Genomic DNA, 14,062 nt, shown 5'->3' with positions numbered 1-14,062 from the left:
ACTAGCCTCTATAATGGGCAGGTAAAACCTTATAAATTCCGCTGAATGTATGGGTTTTTTATCACTTCACTTACTTCAAACAACTCACGTCGAGAGGTATTTTCCCCCATGGGTGAGATTTTTTCCCTAAAAAACCAGATTCAGAATTACGCGTGGGGCTCCCGCGAAATTCTCGGACGCATGCGTGGCGTGCCTGTCCCCACCGAACAGCCTGAGGCTGAGGTGTGGGTTGGCGCGCATCCGGCTGCGCCCTCCCGTGCCACTGTTGACGGCACCGAATCCCCGCTCAACGAACTGATTGTGGAGAACCCTTCCCGCTTCCTGCGCCCGGACCGTACCTCCGATTGGTTCCCCTTCCTCTTTAAGATCCTTGCGATTGATGCACCCCTGTCCATTCAGGTGCACCCCACCCCCGAACAGGCTATCGCCGGCTTCGAGGATGAGCAGGCACGCGGCATTGCGATTGACGCGCCGCACCGCAACTACAAGGACCGCTACTCCAAGCCCGAAACCGTCATTGCGCTGACCCAGATGCGCGTGCTCACCGGTGTGCGCACCTCCGAGCAGCTGGCAGAACTGGCGAAGGCGTTCAAGGCTGACTGGCTGGCAGAGCGTGTGGAGCTTACCCCCAAGCAGTTGCTGACCGAGATTATTCGCATGCCCGAAGACGCTGCCGCGGCCGCTGTTGAACAGCTCGTCGAGGCGGCAGCAGAGCTGACCGGCTCCGACGACACTGTCATTGCTGACGCCGCTGAGCTCGTACAGATTGTTGCCGGCAAGTACCCCGGTGACCGCGGCCTGCTCGTCGCCTTCGTCATGAACCTGGTACACCTGGCGCCGGGCGAATCCGCATTCACCCCCGACGGTCAGGTGCACGCCTACGTCTCGGGTACCGCCATTGAGCTGATGAACCCCTCCGATAACGTGATGCGCGCGGGCCTGACCGCAAAGCACATCGACACCGAGGAGCTCATCAAGGTGCTCGGCGAAAGCCAGGACGCCCCCGTGATTCAGCGCCCCACCCCCGATAACGCACCCGTGGGCACCTACGCCATGTGGGATGAGCGCATGAGCGTGACCCGCATCCGCGTTGAAGAGGGCAAGCCGCAGGAATACACCTTCGAGGGTATTAGCGCCGCACTGAGCGTATCCGGCGAAATCACCATTCATGCGGCAGACGGCAACGGCACCGAAGAGTTCGTGCTGGGCGCCACCGAGTCGGTACTGCACGTGGGTGAGCCCTCCGCGGCAACCCTGAGCGGTAGCGGCGAACTGTACATCGCTTCGTACGTTTAGGAAATACTTCTAGACAGTTATAACTAGACAGTTATAAGGGGCATCAAAAATAGGTCGCTCCGCTAACGAAGCTAATAAAGAATCCACGTTCTTCCCTGTATTTATTCAGACCGGGGAGGCGTGGATTTTTTATGCCCCGTCAGCGTGGGTAACGGCGGCTTTTGTGTTCCCCCTGCAGAATGTGTTCTGAGTAACCTATAATTAGTCTTATAAATATGCGTATACCTGTGCCTTTATGCACGCATTCCCTCGGTACGCAGCCCCACATCACTAGGAGAACACCGTGAAGATCATCCTCACCGTCACAGGCATTGACCACGAAGGCATCATCGCCGCCGTGACCGCAACCCTCGCCGAGCGTAAGGTCAACGTCCTCGACGTCTCCCAGACCATCATGGGCGAATACTTCACCATGATCATGCACTGCTCCTTCGACGAAACCCAGCAGAACCTCATCGACCTGCAGGAAGCCATGGCCGGTGTCGAACACGAACAGAAGGTGCAGATTCGCATCCAGGCAGAATCCATCTTCAAGGCAATGCACACCATCTAGGCGACCACCATGATGAACGACAATATTCTTGAAACTATCCGAATGATCGAGGAGCAGAAGCTCGATATTCGCACCGTCACTATGGGCATCTCCCTGCTCGACTGCGCCGACTCTGACGGCGAAGTAGCCCGCCGCAAGATCTACGACAAAATCACCAGCCGCGCAGCGAACCTTGTCAGCGTCTGCGAAGGCATCGAGGCTGAGCTCGGCATCCCGATCGTCAACAAGCGCATCGCCGTCACCCCCATCGCGCTGGTGGCAGGCGCCTCCGGCGATGAGGACTACGTAGAATTCGCCCGCACCCTCGACGCGGCAGCCAAGGCAGTCGGCGTGAACTTCGTCGGTGGCTTCAGCGCCCTCGTCGACAAGGGCATGACCCCCGCCGATGAGAAGCTGATTCGCTCCATCCCGCGAGCGCTCGCAGAAACCGACGTGGTCTGCTCCTCCGTAGACATTGGCTCCTCCCGCGCCGGCATTAACATGAGCGCCGTCAAGCTCATGGGTGAAACCATCCGCGCCACCGCAGACCTGACCGCGGACTCCCACGGCTTCGGTTGCGCCAAGCTCGTCGTCTTCGCAAACGCCGTCAGCGACAACCCCTTCATGGCGGGCGCATTCCACGGCGTGCAGGAGGCGGACACCACCATTTCCGTGGGCGTCTCGGGTCCCGGCGTGGTGCACCGCGCCCTGCAGAAGGTCCGCGGCGAATCCTTCGACACCTGCGCCGAAGAAATCAAGAAGGCAGCCTTCAAGATTACCCGCGTCGGTCAGCTGGTCGGTACCCTCGCCGCTGAACGCCTTGGCGTGCAGTTCAACATTATCGACCTCTCCCTGGCGCCCACCGCAGAGATTGGCGACTCGGTCGCACACATCCTTGAAGAAATGGGTCTGGAAACCGTCGGTACCCACGGTACCGTCGCAGCCCTCGCATTGCTCAACGATGCGGTGAAGAAGGGCGGCCTCATGGCGTGCTCGAACGTCGGTGGCCTCTCCGGCTCCTTCATCCCGATCTCTGAGGACATCGGCATGATCGAATCCGCCGCAGCCGGACACATCAGCCTCGACAAGCTCGAAGCAATGACCGCCATCTGCTCGGTTGGCCTGGACATGGTTGCGGTTCCCGGCGATACCCCCGCCTCCACCCTGGCCGCAATGATTGCCGACGAGGCAGCCATCGGCGTGATGAACCACAAGACCACCGCGGTCCGCGTCATCCCGGCGGTTGGCCTGGGCGTAGGCGACATGGTCGAATTTGGCGGCCTGCTCGGTCGAGCACCCGTCATGCCGACCCACACCCCGAGCGCGGAGGCGTTCATCGCCCGCCGTGGTCGTATTCCGTCGCCGGTTCACGGTTTCCGCAACTAACCTCTAGGCACTTTTAGAGTGCTATAGAAAAGGGGAGGCACCGAAGAATATCTCTTCGGTGCCTCCCCTTTTGCTGTATGAGCTACCAAGAAGCTTCTAGTACACGAAACGGCTCATCAGCGCCTCAAGCGCCAGACGTGCATTCGCGTTTGTCCGCAGGCGACGCAGAGTCAGCTCGACCGCCTGCACATCCTCCAGCAGTTGTTGGGCGGAACGGCGGGCGCAGAACGCCTCCAGAGGCTCGCGCAAATGCTCATTAACCAGCGGAGCCTGCGCAGACAGAGCCACCGTCAACGCATCACGCAGAACCGTCTGAACCTGAGCCACAGAACGCAACAGCGTATCGGAGGAAACACGCTTAGCGCGGCGCTTCTGATGCTCCTCTAGGCGGCGAACCTGCGCTCGCAAAGAGGGCGAAACCCGCTCACCCTCGCGGATACCCAGTAGCGCCAGTAGCTCCTGGCGTTCCTGCTCATCCTTGAGAGTGGAGACGGCCTGGGCGTCCTGATCGGCAAGATCGGTGAGCTTTTCCGCGGCGTTAAAAGCCGAAGAAATAGAACGAACATTCAGAATCAGGGAGGTAATCAACTCCCGACGAGCCATCGCCTGCTCATCGGTCGCCAAACGGTACCCCTCCTGCGCATCGCCTAGAGCCAGGCGCGCCGCACGCTGCGCCAGCGGGTCAGCCACGTCGTGCGCCAGCAGATACTCGTGCACCTGCGCATCGGTCGGAACCGGCAACTGCACCGGACGACATCGCGAACGAATCGTCACCAGCACGTCAGTGGGGGAGGGCGCCGTCAACAGCCAAATCGTATGCGGCGGCGGTTCCTCAATCGCCTTGAGCAACACATTGGAGGTGCGCTCCGGCATGCGCTCGGTGTCCTCCACCAGAATCACACGCCAACGACCCACGGTCGGGCGGTCCTGAGCCTTCATAACCAGCTCGCGTGCCTCATCAATGCTGATCTGCGTCGCCTCAGTACTAAAGTGCGTGAAATCTGCGTGCGAACCGTTCATGACGGTCACGCAGCCCTTGCACTGGCCGCAGCCGCGGTTCTGCGGGTCGGGCTGCTCGCACAGTAGCGCGGCGGCGAAAACCTTTGCCGCCTCACGGTGAGGGGCACCGGTCGCCCCCGTAAAAAGCCATGCGTGCGTGGGTCGGTCGGCGGCGGCATCCGTGTGTAGTTGCTGGAGCTTATCGGCGGGAATCAGCAGGGTATCCCAGAGGCTCATGAGTCCTCCTTACCGGTGCGGACCAGCTCACGGGCGGCAAGCAGCGGCTCAACCACCTCAAGCACGCGCGCGTGCACCTGCTCAATCGTGCCCACGCCGTCAATGATGCGGTGCGAGCCGTTAGCGTCCTCGCGGGCAATCTGCTCGAAGGCACCGTGAATACGCGCCTTGAACGCCGCACCTTCAGCCTCAATGCGGTCGACGGTGCCGCGCTGGTCCATGCGCTCCTGCTCGGCACTCAGTGGCACGCTCAGCAGCAGGGTTGCGTCGGGAACCAGATCGGCGGTAGCCCAGCGGCTCAAATCGACAATGGTCTCAACGCCCAGGTCACGGCCTACGCCCTGGTACGCGGCGGAGGAATCAATATAGCGATCGCTCAGCACGATGGCACCCTCAGCGAGCGCGGGGCGAATCAGCTGGGAGGCGTGCGCCGCGCGGGATGCCGCGAAAATCAGCGCCTCGGTGCGGTCGTCAATGGTGCCCTGACCTGCCTCAAGGACGAGCGCTCGTAGCTTTTCGCCAATCTCGGTGCCGCCGGGTTCGCGGGTGGTGATGACACGGTATCCGCGGGCGCGTAGTGCTTCATCCAGCAGGGCGAGCTGGGTGGTTTTGCCGGCGCCGTCGCCTCCTTCAACCACGATAAAAAGCCCGCGGCGACCGGTCGGGTCGGCGGGAAGATTCTGCGCATCGGGGGTGTAGCTGAGAGTATCCATCACCCTTAAGGGTACCGGGTCTGCCCAAATCCTCGGTGTGGCTTCGGCGACGGTTCCGAACAGCATTGAGCGCGCTTACAGGTAAAAAACATGTAAATCCTGTGTACCGTCACCGGCGTGGGCGTGCGTTCTGGGCGTGGGTGTGCCAGGCTTAAAGGCATGAGTGCAGATAACCACGACATGAATTACTCCGCCGAGACCTTCGTCGTCTCTGGCGGCCGCCCGGCACACGAGCATGACGCGCCGGTGAACCCCCCGATCGTTCTTTCTTCCACCTACCGCGGCGTGGACGCTGTCAACATTGAGCAGGACCGCGTGTACGCCCGCTTCTCGAACCCCACCTGGGAGGGTATGGAAGAGGTTGTGGCGAAGCTGGAGAACGCATCCCAGCCGGGTCTGCTGTTCCCCTCCGGCATGGCTGCTGTCGCCGCTGTGATTGACCTGGTTCCGGTTGGCTCCATTGTGCTGATTCCGAAGCATGCGTACATGGCGTCGGTGACCCTGTGCAAGGATTTGGAGCGTCGCGGCATCATCGAGCTCATTCGCGTGGACATTGAAGACACCGAGAGCGTTATCGCCGCCATGGAGGACGCCGCATCCCGCGCTGGCGTGACCCCCGAGAACGTGAACTACTCGGCACCGAAGGTTCTGGCGTGGCTGGAGAGCCCCACCAACCCGATGCTTGAGGTCGCTGACCTGCCCGCCCTGCTGTCTACCGCTCGCCGCCTGGGCATTGTGACCGCGGTGGACAACACCTTCGCGACCCCGATTCTGCAGCGTCCCCTGGACTTGGGGGCTGACGTGGTGGTTCACTCCGCAACGAAGTTCCTTGCAGGCCACTCTGATGTTCTGTTGGGCATGACCCTGACCTCGAATGAGGAACTGTACAAGGCGATGCTGCACCACCGCATCACCAACGGCGCAATCCCCGGCCCCGTGGAGGCGTGGCTTGGTCTGCGCGGTCTGCGCACCCTGGCGCTGCGCGTGGGGCGTGCGGTGCAGAACGCGCAGGTACTGGCTGAGCGCCTGAGCGAGCACCCCTTCGTGACCGAGGTGCGCTACCCGGGTCTGGAGAGCGACCGCGGCCATGAGGTCGCGAAGAAGCAGATGGATGGTTTCGGCGCGATTCTGTGCGTCACCCTGGATACCGACGCGGCGGGCGCCCGTAACGTCGTGGAGGCGCTGAAGCTGTGGACCCCGGCAACTTCCCTGGGCGGTGTGGAGTCCCTGGTGGAGCGTCGTCGTCGCCACGGTAACGAGCCGGATTCGATTCCTGAGTCGTTGCTGCGCCTGTCGGTGGGTATTGAGAACGTTGATGACCTTTACAATGACTTGGTTGAGGCCTTTAAGGCCGTCCGCTAGGCATCTTGCTAGGGTTGTCTAGAGAAGCTGCTGATTCTAAGGAATACTATGTCTCCTATTCTGCTGGTCTGGTATGTGACCACTTTTGTTGATACGCTGCTGGCTATTGCGGCTGCTGTGGTTGGTGTGCTGGCGTTTGTGCGTGCGTGGATGTCTCCGGCGAACGCGTACGATTTTGCCGGTAAGCGCCCGAAGAACACGTGGCTGGCTTTGACCGGTGGTTCTGCTGCGGTGTCGCTGTTTAGCGTTTTTGCTGCGGTGACTGGCGGCGGTAATACTGTGCTGATTCTTCAGCTGGTTGCTGCTGTGATTAGCTGCGTGTTCCTGGCTGGTGTGTGGCCTTCGGTGGGCCGCCGCCGTTTCTAGCGTTAGCTTGTGCGCTCGCTTTGAGCGATAGAGTGTGAGGCCTCGCGTGCCCTCTGGCGGCTTTGTCCCGGTCGGATGGTGTGCGGGGCTTTGCCCTTTTCTGGCGGGGTTTTTGAGCCTTTCGTTCTGGTAGAAAAGACCCTTATAAATTTTTGGGAGAATGCATATTTTCTATGCCTTAAGGCATGACAAACCGGCGGGTAAATGAAAAAATAGAGGTATGACTTACAAACTAGTACTCCTGCGCCACGGCCAGTCCGAGTGGAACGAGAAGAACCTGTTCACCGGCTGGGTGGACGTTAACCTGACCGATAAGGGCCGCGCTGAGGCTAAGCGTGGCGGCGAGTTGCTGGCAGAGCGCAACATCCTCCCCGATGTTGTTCACACCTCCCTGCAGCGTCGCGCAATCAACACCGCAAACCTTGCACTGGATGCAGCAGACCGTCTGTGGATTCCCGTCAAGCGCACCTGGCGCCTGAACGAGCGTCACTACGGTGCTCTGCAGGGTAAGAACAAGTCCGAGATCCGCGAGGAATACGGCGACGAGAAGTTCATGACTTGGCGTCGTTCCTACGATGTTCCGCCGCCCCCGCTGGACGACAACGACCCCTACTCGCAGGCAAACGACCCCCGCTACGCGGATGTTGAGAACGCTCCCCGCACCGAGTGCCTGAAGGACGTTCTGGGCCGTATGCTTCCCTACTGGGAGTCTGACATCAAGCCCGACCTCGCAGCAGGCAAGACCGTTCTGGTTGCTGCACACGGTAACTCCCTGCGTTCGCTGGTCAAGCACCTCGAGGGTATTTCCGATGAGGACATTGCTGGCCTGAACATCCCCACCGGTATTCCGCTGTACTACGAGCTGGATGAGAACTTCAAGCCCGTCAAGGCTGGCGAGTACCTGGACCCCGAGGCTGCTAAGGACGCTATTGCTGCCGTAGCAAACCAGGGTAAGTAATACCTTCGGCAGGGTTTTTCCCCTGTTATTGTGATGAGCCGTCCACCGGTAAGGTGGGCGGCTCATTGCGTTCTCTGCAAGGTTTCTGCACGGAGCGCGTGCCTGAGAAGAAGAGCGTTCGCCTGAGTGCTGGGTATCGGCCACATTTATACTGAGTGGGGTACTCGAATAGAAGGGAAGTACATGGATGCCGGTCTGATCGCCTTTATTGCGGGCATGATAGGTCTGCTGGTGGGCGTCCTGAGCATGAACGCGGTGGCGCGTAGTGAGCGTGAGCAGGAGCGTAGCTTGGTGTCGGCGCCGGCGCTGCGTGATGGTGCCGCTCAGGTGCTTGCTGTGATTGGTCGCGCCTACCTGGTGATTGATGAGGTGGGCGGCGTGGTTCAGGCTTCTCCGGGTGCTTATGCGATGGGTCTGGTGCGTGGCCATACGGTGGCGTCTGATGAGCTGGCGGATATGATTCGCACGGTGCGTCATCGCGGTATTTTTGTGGAGCGTAGCTTTGAGATTGACCGCGGTGAGGGTGAGGCGCTGGTCCTGGATGTGCGTGTTGCTTCGCTGGGGGACGAGTACATTCTGGTGCTGGCTGATGACCGCACTGAGATTTCTCGTGTTCAGCGTATGCGTAATGACTTTGTGGCGAATGTGTCGCATGAGTTGAAGACTCCGGTGGGTGCGGTGAGTCTGTTGGCTGAGGCTATTGAGCAGGCGAGTGATGACCCTGAGGCGATTGAGTATTTTGTGGGTCGTCTGCATAAGGAGACTCGCCGCCTCTCTGCGCTGGTGCGTGACATTATTGAGCTTTCGCGTCTGCAGTCGACCGATGTGATTGCGCGCGGTGGTCCGGTGTCGGTGCCTTCTTTGGTGGCTGATGCGGTGGATCGTTCGCATATTGTGGCGGAGGAGAAGGACATCCAGATTTCTACCCGCATTGAGGAGGTCCCCGAGGTGTATGGTGACGCCGAGCTACTCGGTATTGCTGTGCAGAACCTGGTGGAGAACGCGGTGCGTTATTCGCCGGAGCATACAAAGGTGGATATTTGGGTGCACCGTGTGGCTGATCAGCTGCTGGTTGAGGTTGCTGATCAGGGCGTGGGTATTCCGGAGGACGAGCAGAAGCGTATTTTTGAGCGTTTTTACCGGGTTGATCCGGCTCGTTCGCGTCAGACGGGCGGCACTGGTTTGGGCTTGAGCATTGTGAAGCATGTGATGACTCAGCACGGTGGTAGCGTGACGGTTCGGTCGATGCCGCAGGAGGGATCGACGTTTACGTTGGCGTTGCCGCTGAATGAGGCTCCGGTCGCAGTGTAGTGTTAGCGGTATAGGTTTTATGGAATCGAAGGAAGTTATTGATGTCTAAAATTCTGATTGTTGAGGACGAAGAGGCCCTCTCGGATCCTCTGGCGTTTTTGCTGGGTCGTGAGGGTTTCCAGACGATTGTTGTAGATAACGGCCTGGATGCTCTGCCGGTGTTTGACCGCGAGGGCGCGGATCTGGTGCTGCTGGATGTGATGCTTCCGGGCATGTCCGGTATGGAGGTGTGCCGTAAGCTGCGTGAGGTGTCTTCGGTCCCGATTATCATGCTGACCGCTAAAGATTCTGAGCTGGATAAGGTTCTGGGTCTGGAGCTGGGCGCTGATGACTATGTGACGAAGCCGTATTCTGCGCGTGAGTTGATTGCTCGTATCCGTGCGGTGTTGCGTCGTCGTTCGGCGGAGACTGATTCCGCTACTGAGTCGGTGCTGCAGGGCGGCCCGGTGCGTATGGACATTGACCGCCATGTGGTGACGGTTAACGGTGAAGAGATTTCTATGCCGTTGAAGGAGTTTGAGCTCCTTGAGATTCTGCTGCGCAATGTGGGTCGTGTGATGACTCGTGGCCAGCTGATTGAGCGCGTGTGGGGTGCCGACTATGTGGGCGATACGAAGACCTTGGATGTGCATATTAAGCGTCTGCGTTCGAAGATTGAGCCGGATTCTTCTGCTCCGCAGTATGTGGTGACGGTTCGCGGCTTGGGCTATAAGTTCGAGGCATAGGCGGGCTAGAGACTGATGACTTCTACTTCTGCGGCGAATACTGCTGTGATTGTTTTGGCGGCTGGTTCGGGTACTCGCTTGGGTGAGCCGATCCCGAAGGCTGCTGTGCGTGTGCATGGACGTACTTTGCTGGATTATGCGTTGGAGGGTGCGCTCGCTTCGGGTGTTGCTGAGCATGTGGTGGTGACTGTGCCTGCTGATTGTTCGGTGAGTTGCCCGGAGCTTTTGGAAGATGCCCGCCGTGCCGGTGCGTTGATTACTGCCGGCGGTGATACGCGTACTGCTTCGGTGGTTGCGGCGTTGGATGCGTTGAAGGATGCGCAGGTTCCGGTGGATTATGTGCTGATTCATGATTGCGCTCGTGCGTTTACGCCGCCGCAGGTGTATCACCGTGTGATTGAGGGGCTGGGTTCTGAGAGCCCGCAGGGTGTTGTGCGTGCGGTGATTCCTGTGTTGCCGGTGGTGGATACGGTGAAGACCGTGGATTCTGCCGGCCTGGTGACGGGTACTCCTTCGCGCGCGCAGATGCGTGCGGTGCAGACTCCTCAGGGTTTTGAGGTCTCTGCCCTGTTGGCGGCGCATGAGCGTAGCCGCTCCCTGCCGCCCGAGGAAGCGGAGCTGCTGACTGATGATGCCATGGCTATGGAGGCGGCGGGCGAGCCGGTGTTGACGGTTGCCGGTGATGCGGATGCGTTTAAGGTGACGACTCCGATGGATTTGCGGGTTGCTCGCGCGCTGTTTGGTGATTCTGCTTCCTAGGCTTGCCGCCTAACGCCTCCTACACCTGCCTCTGTAGTGGGGCGGGCACTGCCGCTGAGAAGATTTTGATTGATTGAAGGGTCCTGTAATGACTGTTATTCCTCGTGTTGGTACCGGTGTTGATGTCCATGCTTTCGGTGAGGAGGGCACTCCTCTGTATATTGCTGGCCTGCATTGGCCGGGCGAGCGTGGTTTGAGCGGCCATTCTGATGGCGATGTGGTGGCTCATGCTGCTGCTGATGCTCTGTTCGCTGCCTCGGGCACGGGGGATCTGGGGTCGAACTTCGGTGTGGACCGCCCGGATATGAAGGGCGCTTCGGGTGTCCGCATTCTTTCTGAGGCTGCGGCGATTGTGCGTGCTGCTGGTTTTGAGATTGGTAATGTGAGCGTTCAGCTGGTGGGTAACCGCCCGAAGTTCTCGCCGCGCCGCGAGGAGGCGAACCGCGTGCTGAGCGAGGCGGCGGGTGCCCCGGTGACGGTGATTGCCACGACTACTGATGGTTTGGGTTTGACGGGCCGCGGTGAGGGCGTGGCTGCTATTGCGACGGCGCTGGTGTATCCGCGTTCGTAGGTGTTTGGTTGCTTTGAACCATTCTGTAACCTATCGCTGATTTACCGACCCGGCGTCTGAACCGACCCCGTAGAATGAGAGTGTGACTATGCGTTTTTATGATTCTGCTTCCGCGACTATTCGCGAGTTTGAGCCCGTCGTGCCCGGTGAGGCGCGTATCTACTATTGCGGTGCTACGGTGCAGGGTGAACCGCACCTGGGCCATATCCGTTCGGCGCTGGTGTTCGACCAGCTGAGCCGCTGGATGCGTTACCGTGGCTTGAAGGTGACGACGGTCCGCAATGTCACTGATATTGATGACAAGATTTTGGCGAAGTCTGCTGATTCTATGGAGCCCGGTTTTGAGGGTGAGTTCCCGAATGAGCAGTGGTGGGCGCTCGCGTACCGTTTTGAGAAGGTTTTTGCTCAGGCGTATGCGGCGTTGGGTATTGACCCGCCGACGTATGAGCCGCGCGCGACCGGTCATATTCCGGAGATGTTTGCTTTGATTCAGCGTCTGATTGACCGCGGCCACGCGTACCCTGCGCTGGATGATTCTGGTGACGTGTATTTTGATGTGCGTTCGTGGGATAAGTACGGCGCACTGACGAATCAGAGTGTTGAGGATATGCAGGATTCTGCGGATGCTGATCCGCGCGGTAAGCGTGACCCTCGCGATTTTGCCCTGTGGAAGGGTTATAAGGAGGGCGAGCCGCTGACTGCTTCGTGGGAGTCTCCGTGGGGTCGCGGCCGTCCGGGCTGGCATCTGGAGTGCTCGGCGATGGCTGGTAAGTACTTCGGTTCGCGTTTCGATATTCACGGTGGCGGCCTGGATCTGCGTTTCCCTCACCATGAGAATGAGCTGGCGCAGTCGACTGCTGCTGGCGATGATTTCGCGAACTTCTGGATGCATAACGGCATGGTCACCTATGAGGGTGAGAAGATGTCGAAGTCTATCGGTAATACGATTTCGCCGGCGCAGATGCTTGAAATGGCTCGTCCGCTGGTGGTTCGCTATTACCTCGGTAGCGCGCATTATCGTTCGGTGCTGGATTACCGTCCGTCGTCTCTGCAGGAGGCAGCAACCGCTATTGAGCGTGTTGAGGCGTTCCTTGCTGCTACTCAGGATGTGCTGAAGCCGGGTCGTGAGGTTCCGGAGGCTTTTGCTGAGGCGATGGATGATGACGTGAACATTCCGCGTGCCCTGGCGGTTCTGCATGAGCAGACTCGTGCGGGTAATGCTGCGCTTGCTGCTGGTGAGGATGCTTCGGATGCGGCTAATGCTGTAATGGCGATGGCTGAGGTTCTGGGTCTGGCGCAGCTGATGAGCTTTAACGCTGAGGGCACTTCGGGTGCTGAGCATGAGGCTCTGGATGCGCTGATTCAGGCTGTGTTGGCGGAGCGTGCGGATGCTCGTGCTCAGAAGGATTGGGCGAAGGCTGATGCGATGCGCGACTTGTTGGCGTCTGCTGGTGTGCAGGTGAAGGACGGCGCGAATGGCTCGACGTGGAGTGTTGGCTAGAGGGTGATGTGCCCCGCGTTTGTGCGCAAGGCTTAGGTCGCGCGGGTTCTCTCGCGTAGACTCGTATTCAAAACTTTGACGAAGGAAGAGAAGAATGGCTAAGGCAGGTTCGCGCCCGGGCGCTACCAGCAAGAAGAAGGGTGCTACTAAGGGCACTGGCGGTCATGGTCGTAAGGCGCTTGAGGGTAAGGGTCCTACTCCGAAGGCTGAGGACCGCGTTTATCACAAGGCGTATAAGATGAAGCGTGCGGCTGAGCGTCGCGCTGCTACCGGTACGAACCGTAAGTTCCAGACTCGTCTGGGTGGTAAGCGTGCTAGTGATGAGCTGGTGACTGGTCGTAATGCGGTGCTTGAGGCTCTGCGTACTGAGATTCCCTCGAAGCACTTGTACATCATGAGCCGTGTTGAGGTTGATGACCGCGTCCGCGAGATCATGACTATTGCGAATAAGCGCAATATTCCGATGCTGGAGATTCCGCGTAGCGAGCTGGACCGCCTGACTGATGGTTCTGTGCACCAGGGCGTTGCGATGCAGATCCCTCCGTACAAGTACCCGGATGCTACCGACCTGGTGCTGGATACTATGGAGCGTTGGCACTCGGGTAAGCTGTCGACTCCGCCGCTGTTTGTTGCGCTGGACGGTATTACTGATCCGCGTAACCTGGGTGCGATTATTCGTAGCGTGTCCGCGTTCAGCGGTGATGGCGTGATTATTCCTGAGCGTCGTTCGGCTGCTGTGACTGCTGGTGCGTGGAAGACTAGTGCTGGTGCGGCTGCTCGTATTCCTGTTGCGATGGCGACTAATCTGACTCGCGTGATTCAGCAGGCTAAGGAGCAGGGTATTTTCGTGATTGGTCTGGATGGCGGTGGCGATATTGAGCTGCCGGCTCTGGAGCTTGCGAATGAGCCGCTGTGCGTGGTGGTTGGTTCTGAGGGTAAGGGCCTGTCCCGCCTGGTGACTGAGAACTGCGATCAGATTGTGTCGATTCCGATTGACTCGGCAATGGAGTCTTTGAACGCGGCGATGGCTGTGGGCATTACTCTGTACGATGTGTCTCGTCGTCGTGCTGCAGCGAAGTAGAGACTGGCTGTGAAGAGGGAGGGCGCCCCCGTGAGGGGGTGCCCTCCCTTTCTATGTGTTCTCTTCCTGTCTTTATCCGAGGTTTCGGGGGAGTTTTAGGGGCTTTTGGGCCTCTTGTGAGGCTTTTTAAACTTTTTTTGAAGAAATTTTGAAGGGCTTACCCAGCGTTGACTAGGGGTTTTAGTACTCTGTTTAGGTCAGGTTGAACCTAAAACCCCTTATTTGTGTCCCACTTCACCTGTTTTCGGGTTGCAGGGGTGTTTGG

At 59.1% G+C, this 14,062-nt stretch carries 14 protein-coding genes; 12 read left to right on the top strand and 2 right to left on the bottom strand.

What is annotated here, in order from left to right:
* Window positions 1-108 precede the first annotated feature (108 nt).
* From manA to AB8C10_RS02430, 3 genes are all read left to right on the top strand, one after another.
* On the top strand, window positions 109-1,296 hold the full coding sequence (gene manA, locus AB8C10_RS02440; protein ID WP_368866723.1) for a mannose-6-phosphate isomerase, class I: 1,188 nt from the start codon (window positions 109-111) through the stop codon (window positions 1,294-1,296).
* A 283-nt stretch (window positions 1,297-1,579) separates the two neighbouring features.
* Complete coding sequence (locus AB8C10_RS02435) at window positions 1,580-1,849, top strand: ACT domain-containing protein (RefSeq protein ID WP_294641240.1); 270 nt, start codon at window positions 1,580-1,582, stop codon at window positions 1,847-1,849.
* Window positions 1,850-1,858: 9 nt separating this feature from the next.
* Complete coding sequence (locus tag AB8C10_RS02430; protein WP_368866722.1) at window positions 1,859-3,214, top strand: PFL family protein; 1,356 nt, start codon at window positions 1,859-1,861, stop codon at window positions 3,212-3,214.
* A 96-nt stretch (window positions 3,215-3,310) separates the two neighbouring features.
* Here the strand turns inward: AB8C10_RS02430 and AB8C10_RS02425 are convergent, their stop codons facing one another.
* Window positions 3,311-4,450 (bottom strand): DNA polymerase III subunit delta', encoded by a 1,140-nt coding sequence (locus AB8C10_RS02425; protein ID WP_368866721.1) that lies wholly within the window; start codon window positions 4,448-4,450, stop codon window positions 3,311-3,313.
* A complete protein-coding gene (gene tmk, locus AB8C10_RS02420; RefSeq protein WP_368866786.1) occupies window positions 4,447-5,163 on the bottom strand; it encodes a dTMP kinase in 717 nt (238 codons plus the stop codon). Before tmk ends, AB8C10_RS02425 begins: the two co-directional genes overlap by 4 nt.
* Before the next feature lie 159 nt (window positions 5,164-5,322).
* Here tmk and AB8C10_RS02415 point away from each other — a divergent pair, with 159 nt between their 5' ends.
* The 9 genes from AB8C10_RS02415 (at window position 5,323) to rlmB (ending at window position 13,797) form a co-directional block, all read left to right on the top strand.
* Entirely contained in the window at window positions 5,323-6,525 is a 1,203-nt protein-coding gene (locus AB8C10_RS02415; protein WP_368866720.1) for a PLP-dependent aspartate aminotransferase family protein, read from the top strand.
* Between the two features lie 48 nt (window positions 6,526-6,573).
* Complete coding sequence (locus AB8C10_RS02410) at window positions 6,574-6,891, top strand: DUF2516 family protein (protein WP_049338204.1); 318 nt, start codon at window positions 6,574-6,576, stop codon at window positions 6,889-6,891.
* A gap of 220 nt (window positions 6,892-7,111) precedes the next feature.
* A complete protein-coding gene (locus tag AB8C10_RS02405; protein WP_105361129.1) occupies window positions 7,112-7,849 on the top strand; it encodes a phosphoglyceromutase in 738 nt (245 codons plus the stop codon).
* Between the two features lie 183 nt (window positions 7,850-8,032).
* Window positions 8,033-9,160, top strand: coding sequence for a sensor histidine kinase (locus AB8C10_RS02400; RefSeq protein WP_296545454.1), 1,128 nt, complete (start codon window positions 8,033-8,035; stop codon window positions 9,158-9,160).
* 41 nt (window positions 9,161-9,201) lie between these two features.
* Window positions 9,202-9,885, top strand: a complete 684-nt coding sequence (locus AB8C10_RS02395) for a response regulator transcription factor (RefSeq protein WP_005507150.1) — start codon at window positions 9,202-9,204, stop codon at window positions 9,883-9,885.
* 15 nt (window positions 9,886-9,900) lie between these two features.
* The gene (ispD, locus tag AB8C10_RS02390; protein ID WP_368866719.1) at window positions 9,901-10,644 is read left to right on the top strand and encodes a 2-C-methyl-D-erythritol 4-phosphate cytidylyltransferase; all 744 of its coding nucleotides are present in this window, start codon (window positions 9,901-9,903) and stop codon (window positions 10,642-10,644) included.
* Window positions 10,645-10,732: 88 nt separating this feature from the next.
* Window positions 10,733-11,215 carry a 2-C-methyl-D-erythritol 2,4-cyclodiphosphate synthase gene (gene ispF / locus AB8C10_RS02385; RefSeq protein WP_049354501.1) on the top strand — a complete coding sequence of 161 codons (483 nt, stop codon included), beginning with the start codon at window positions 10,733-10,735 and terminating at the stop codon, window positions 11,213-11,215.
* 82 nt (window positions 11,216-11,297) lie between these two features.
* Window positions 11,298-12,716, top strand: coding sequence for a cysteine--tRNA ligase (gene cysS / locus AB8C10_RS02380; protein ID WP_368866718.1), 1,419 nt, complete (start codon window positions 11,298-11,300; stop codon window positions 12,714-12,716).
* 94 nt (window positions 12,717-12,810) lie between these two features.
* On the top strand, window positions 12,811-13,797 hold the full coding sequence (rlmB, locus tag AB8C10_RS02375; RefSeq protein WP_368866717.1) for a 23S rRNA (guanosine(2251)-2'-O)-methyltransferase RlmB: 987 nt from the start codon (window positions 12,811-12,813) through the stop codon (window positions 13,795-13,797).
* Window positions 13,798-14,062: the final 265 nt, after the last annotated feature.

The organism is Rothia mucilaginosa (assembly GCF_964210535.1).
GTDB classification, from domain to species: Bacteria; Actinomycetota; Actinomycetes; order Actinomycetales; family Micrococcaceae; genus Rothia; species Rothia mucilaginosa_F.
This window is presented reverse-complemented; position numbering and strand designations above follow the sequence as displayed.

Bases quoted from the DNA above. Each gene is read 5' to 3' on its own strand.
- AB8C10_RS02410 (WP_049338204.1), top strand. From the start codon at position 6,574: ATGTCTCCTATTCTGCTGGTCTGGTATGTGACCACTTTTGTTGATACG.
- AB8C10_RS02395 (WP_005507150.1), top strand. From the start codon at position 9,202: ATGTCTAAAATTCTGATTGTTGAGGACGAAGAGGCCCTCTCGGATCCT.
- AB8C10_RS02425 (WP_368866721.1), bottom strand. From the start codon at position 4,450: ATGAGCCTCTGGGATACCCTGCTGATTCCCGCCGATAAGCTCCAGCAA.
- tmk (WP_368866786.1), bottom strand. From the start codon at position 5,163: ATGGATACTCTCAGCTACACCCCCGATGCGCAGAATCTTCCCGCCGAC.
- AB8C10_RS02405 (WP_105361129.1), top strand. From the start codon at position 7,112: ATGACTTACAAACTAGTACTCCTGCGCCACGGCCAGTCCGAGTGGAAC.
- manA (WP_368866723.1), top strand. From the start codon at position 109: ATGGGTGAGATTTTTTCCCTAAAAAACCAGATTCAGAATTACGCGTGG.
- ispF (WP_049354501.1), top strand. From the start codon at position 10,733: ATGACTGTTATTCCTCGTGTTGGTACCGGTGTTGATGTCCATGCTTTC.
- ispD (WP_368866719.1), top strand. From the start codon at position 9,901: ATGACTTCTACTTCTGCGGCGAATACTGCTGTGATTGTTTTGGCGGCT.
- AB8C10_RS02415 (WP_368866720.1), top strand. From the start codon at position 5,323: ATGAGTGCAGATAACCACGACATGAATTACTCCGCCGAGACCTTCGTC.
- rlmB (WP_368866717.1), top strand. From the start codon at position 12,811: ATGGCTAAGGCAGGTTCGCGCCCGGGCGCTACCAGCAAGAAGAAGGGT.
- AB8C10_RS02430 (WP_368866722.1), top strand. From the start codon at position 1,859: ATGATGAACGACAATATTCTTGAAACTATCCGAATGATCGAGGAGCAG.
- AB8C10_RS02400 (WP_296545454.1), top strand. From the start codon at position 8,033: ATGGATGCCGGTCTGATCGCCTTTATTGCGGGCATGATAGGTCTGCTG.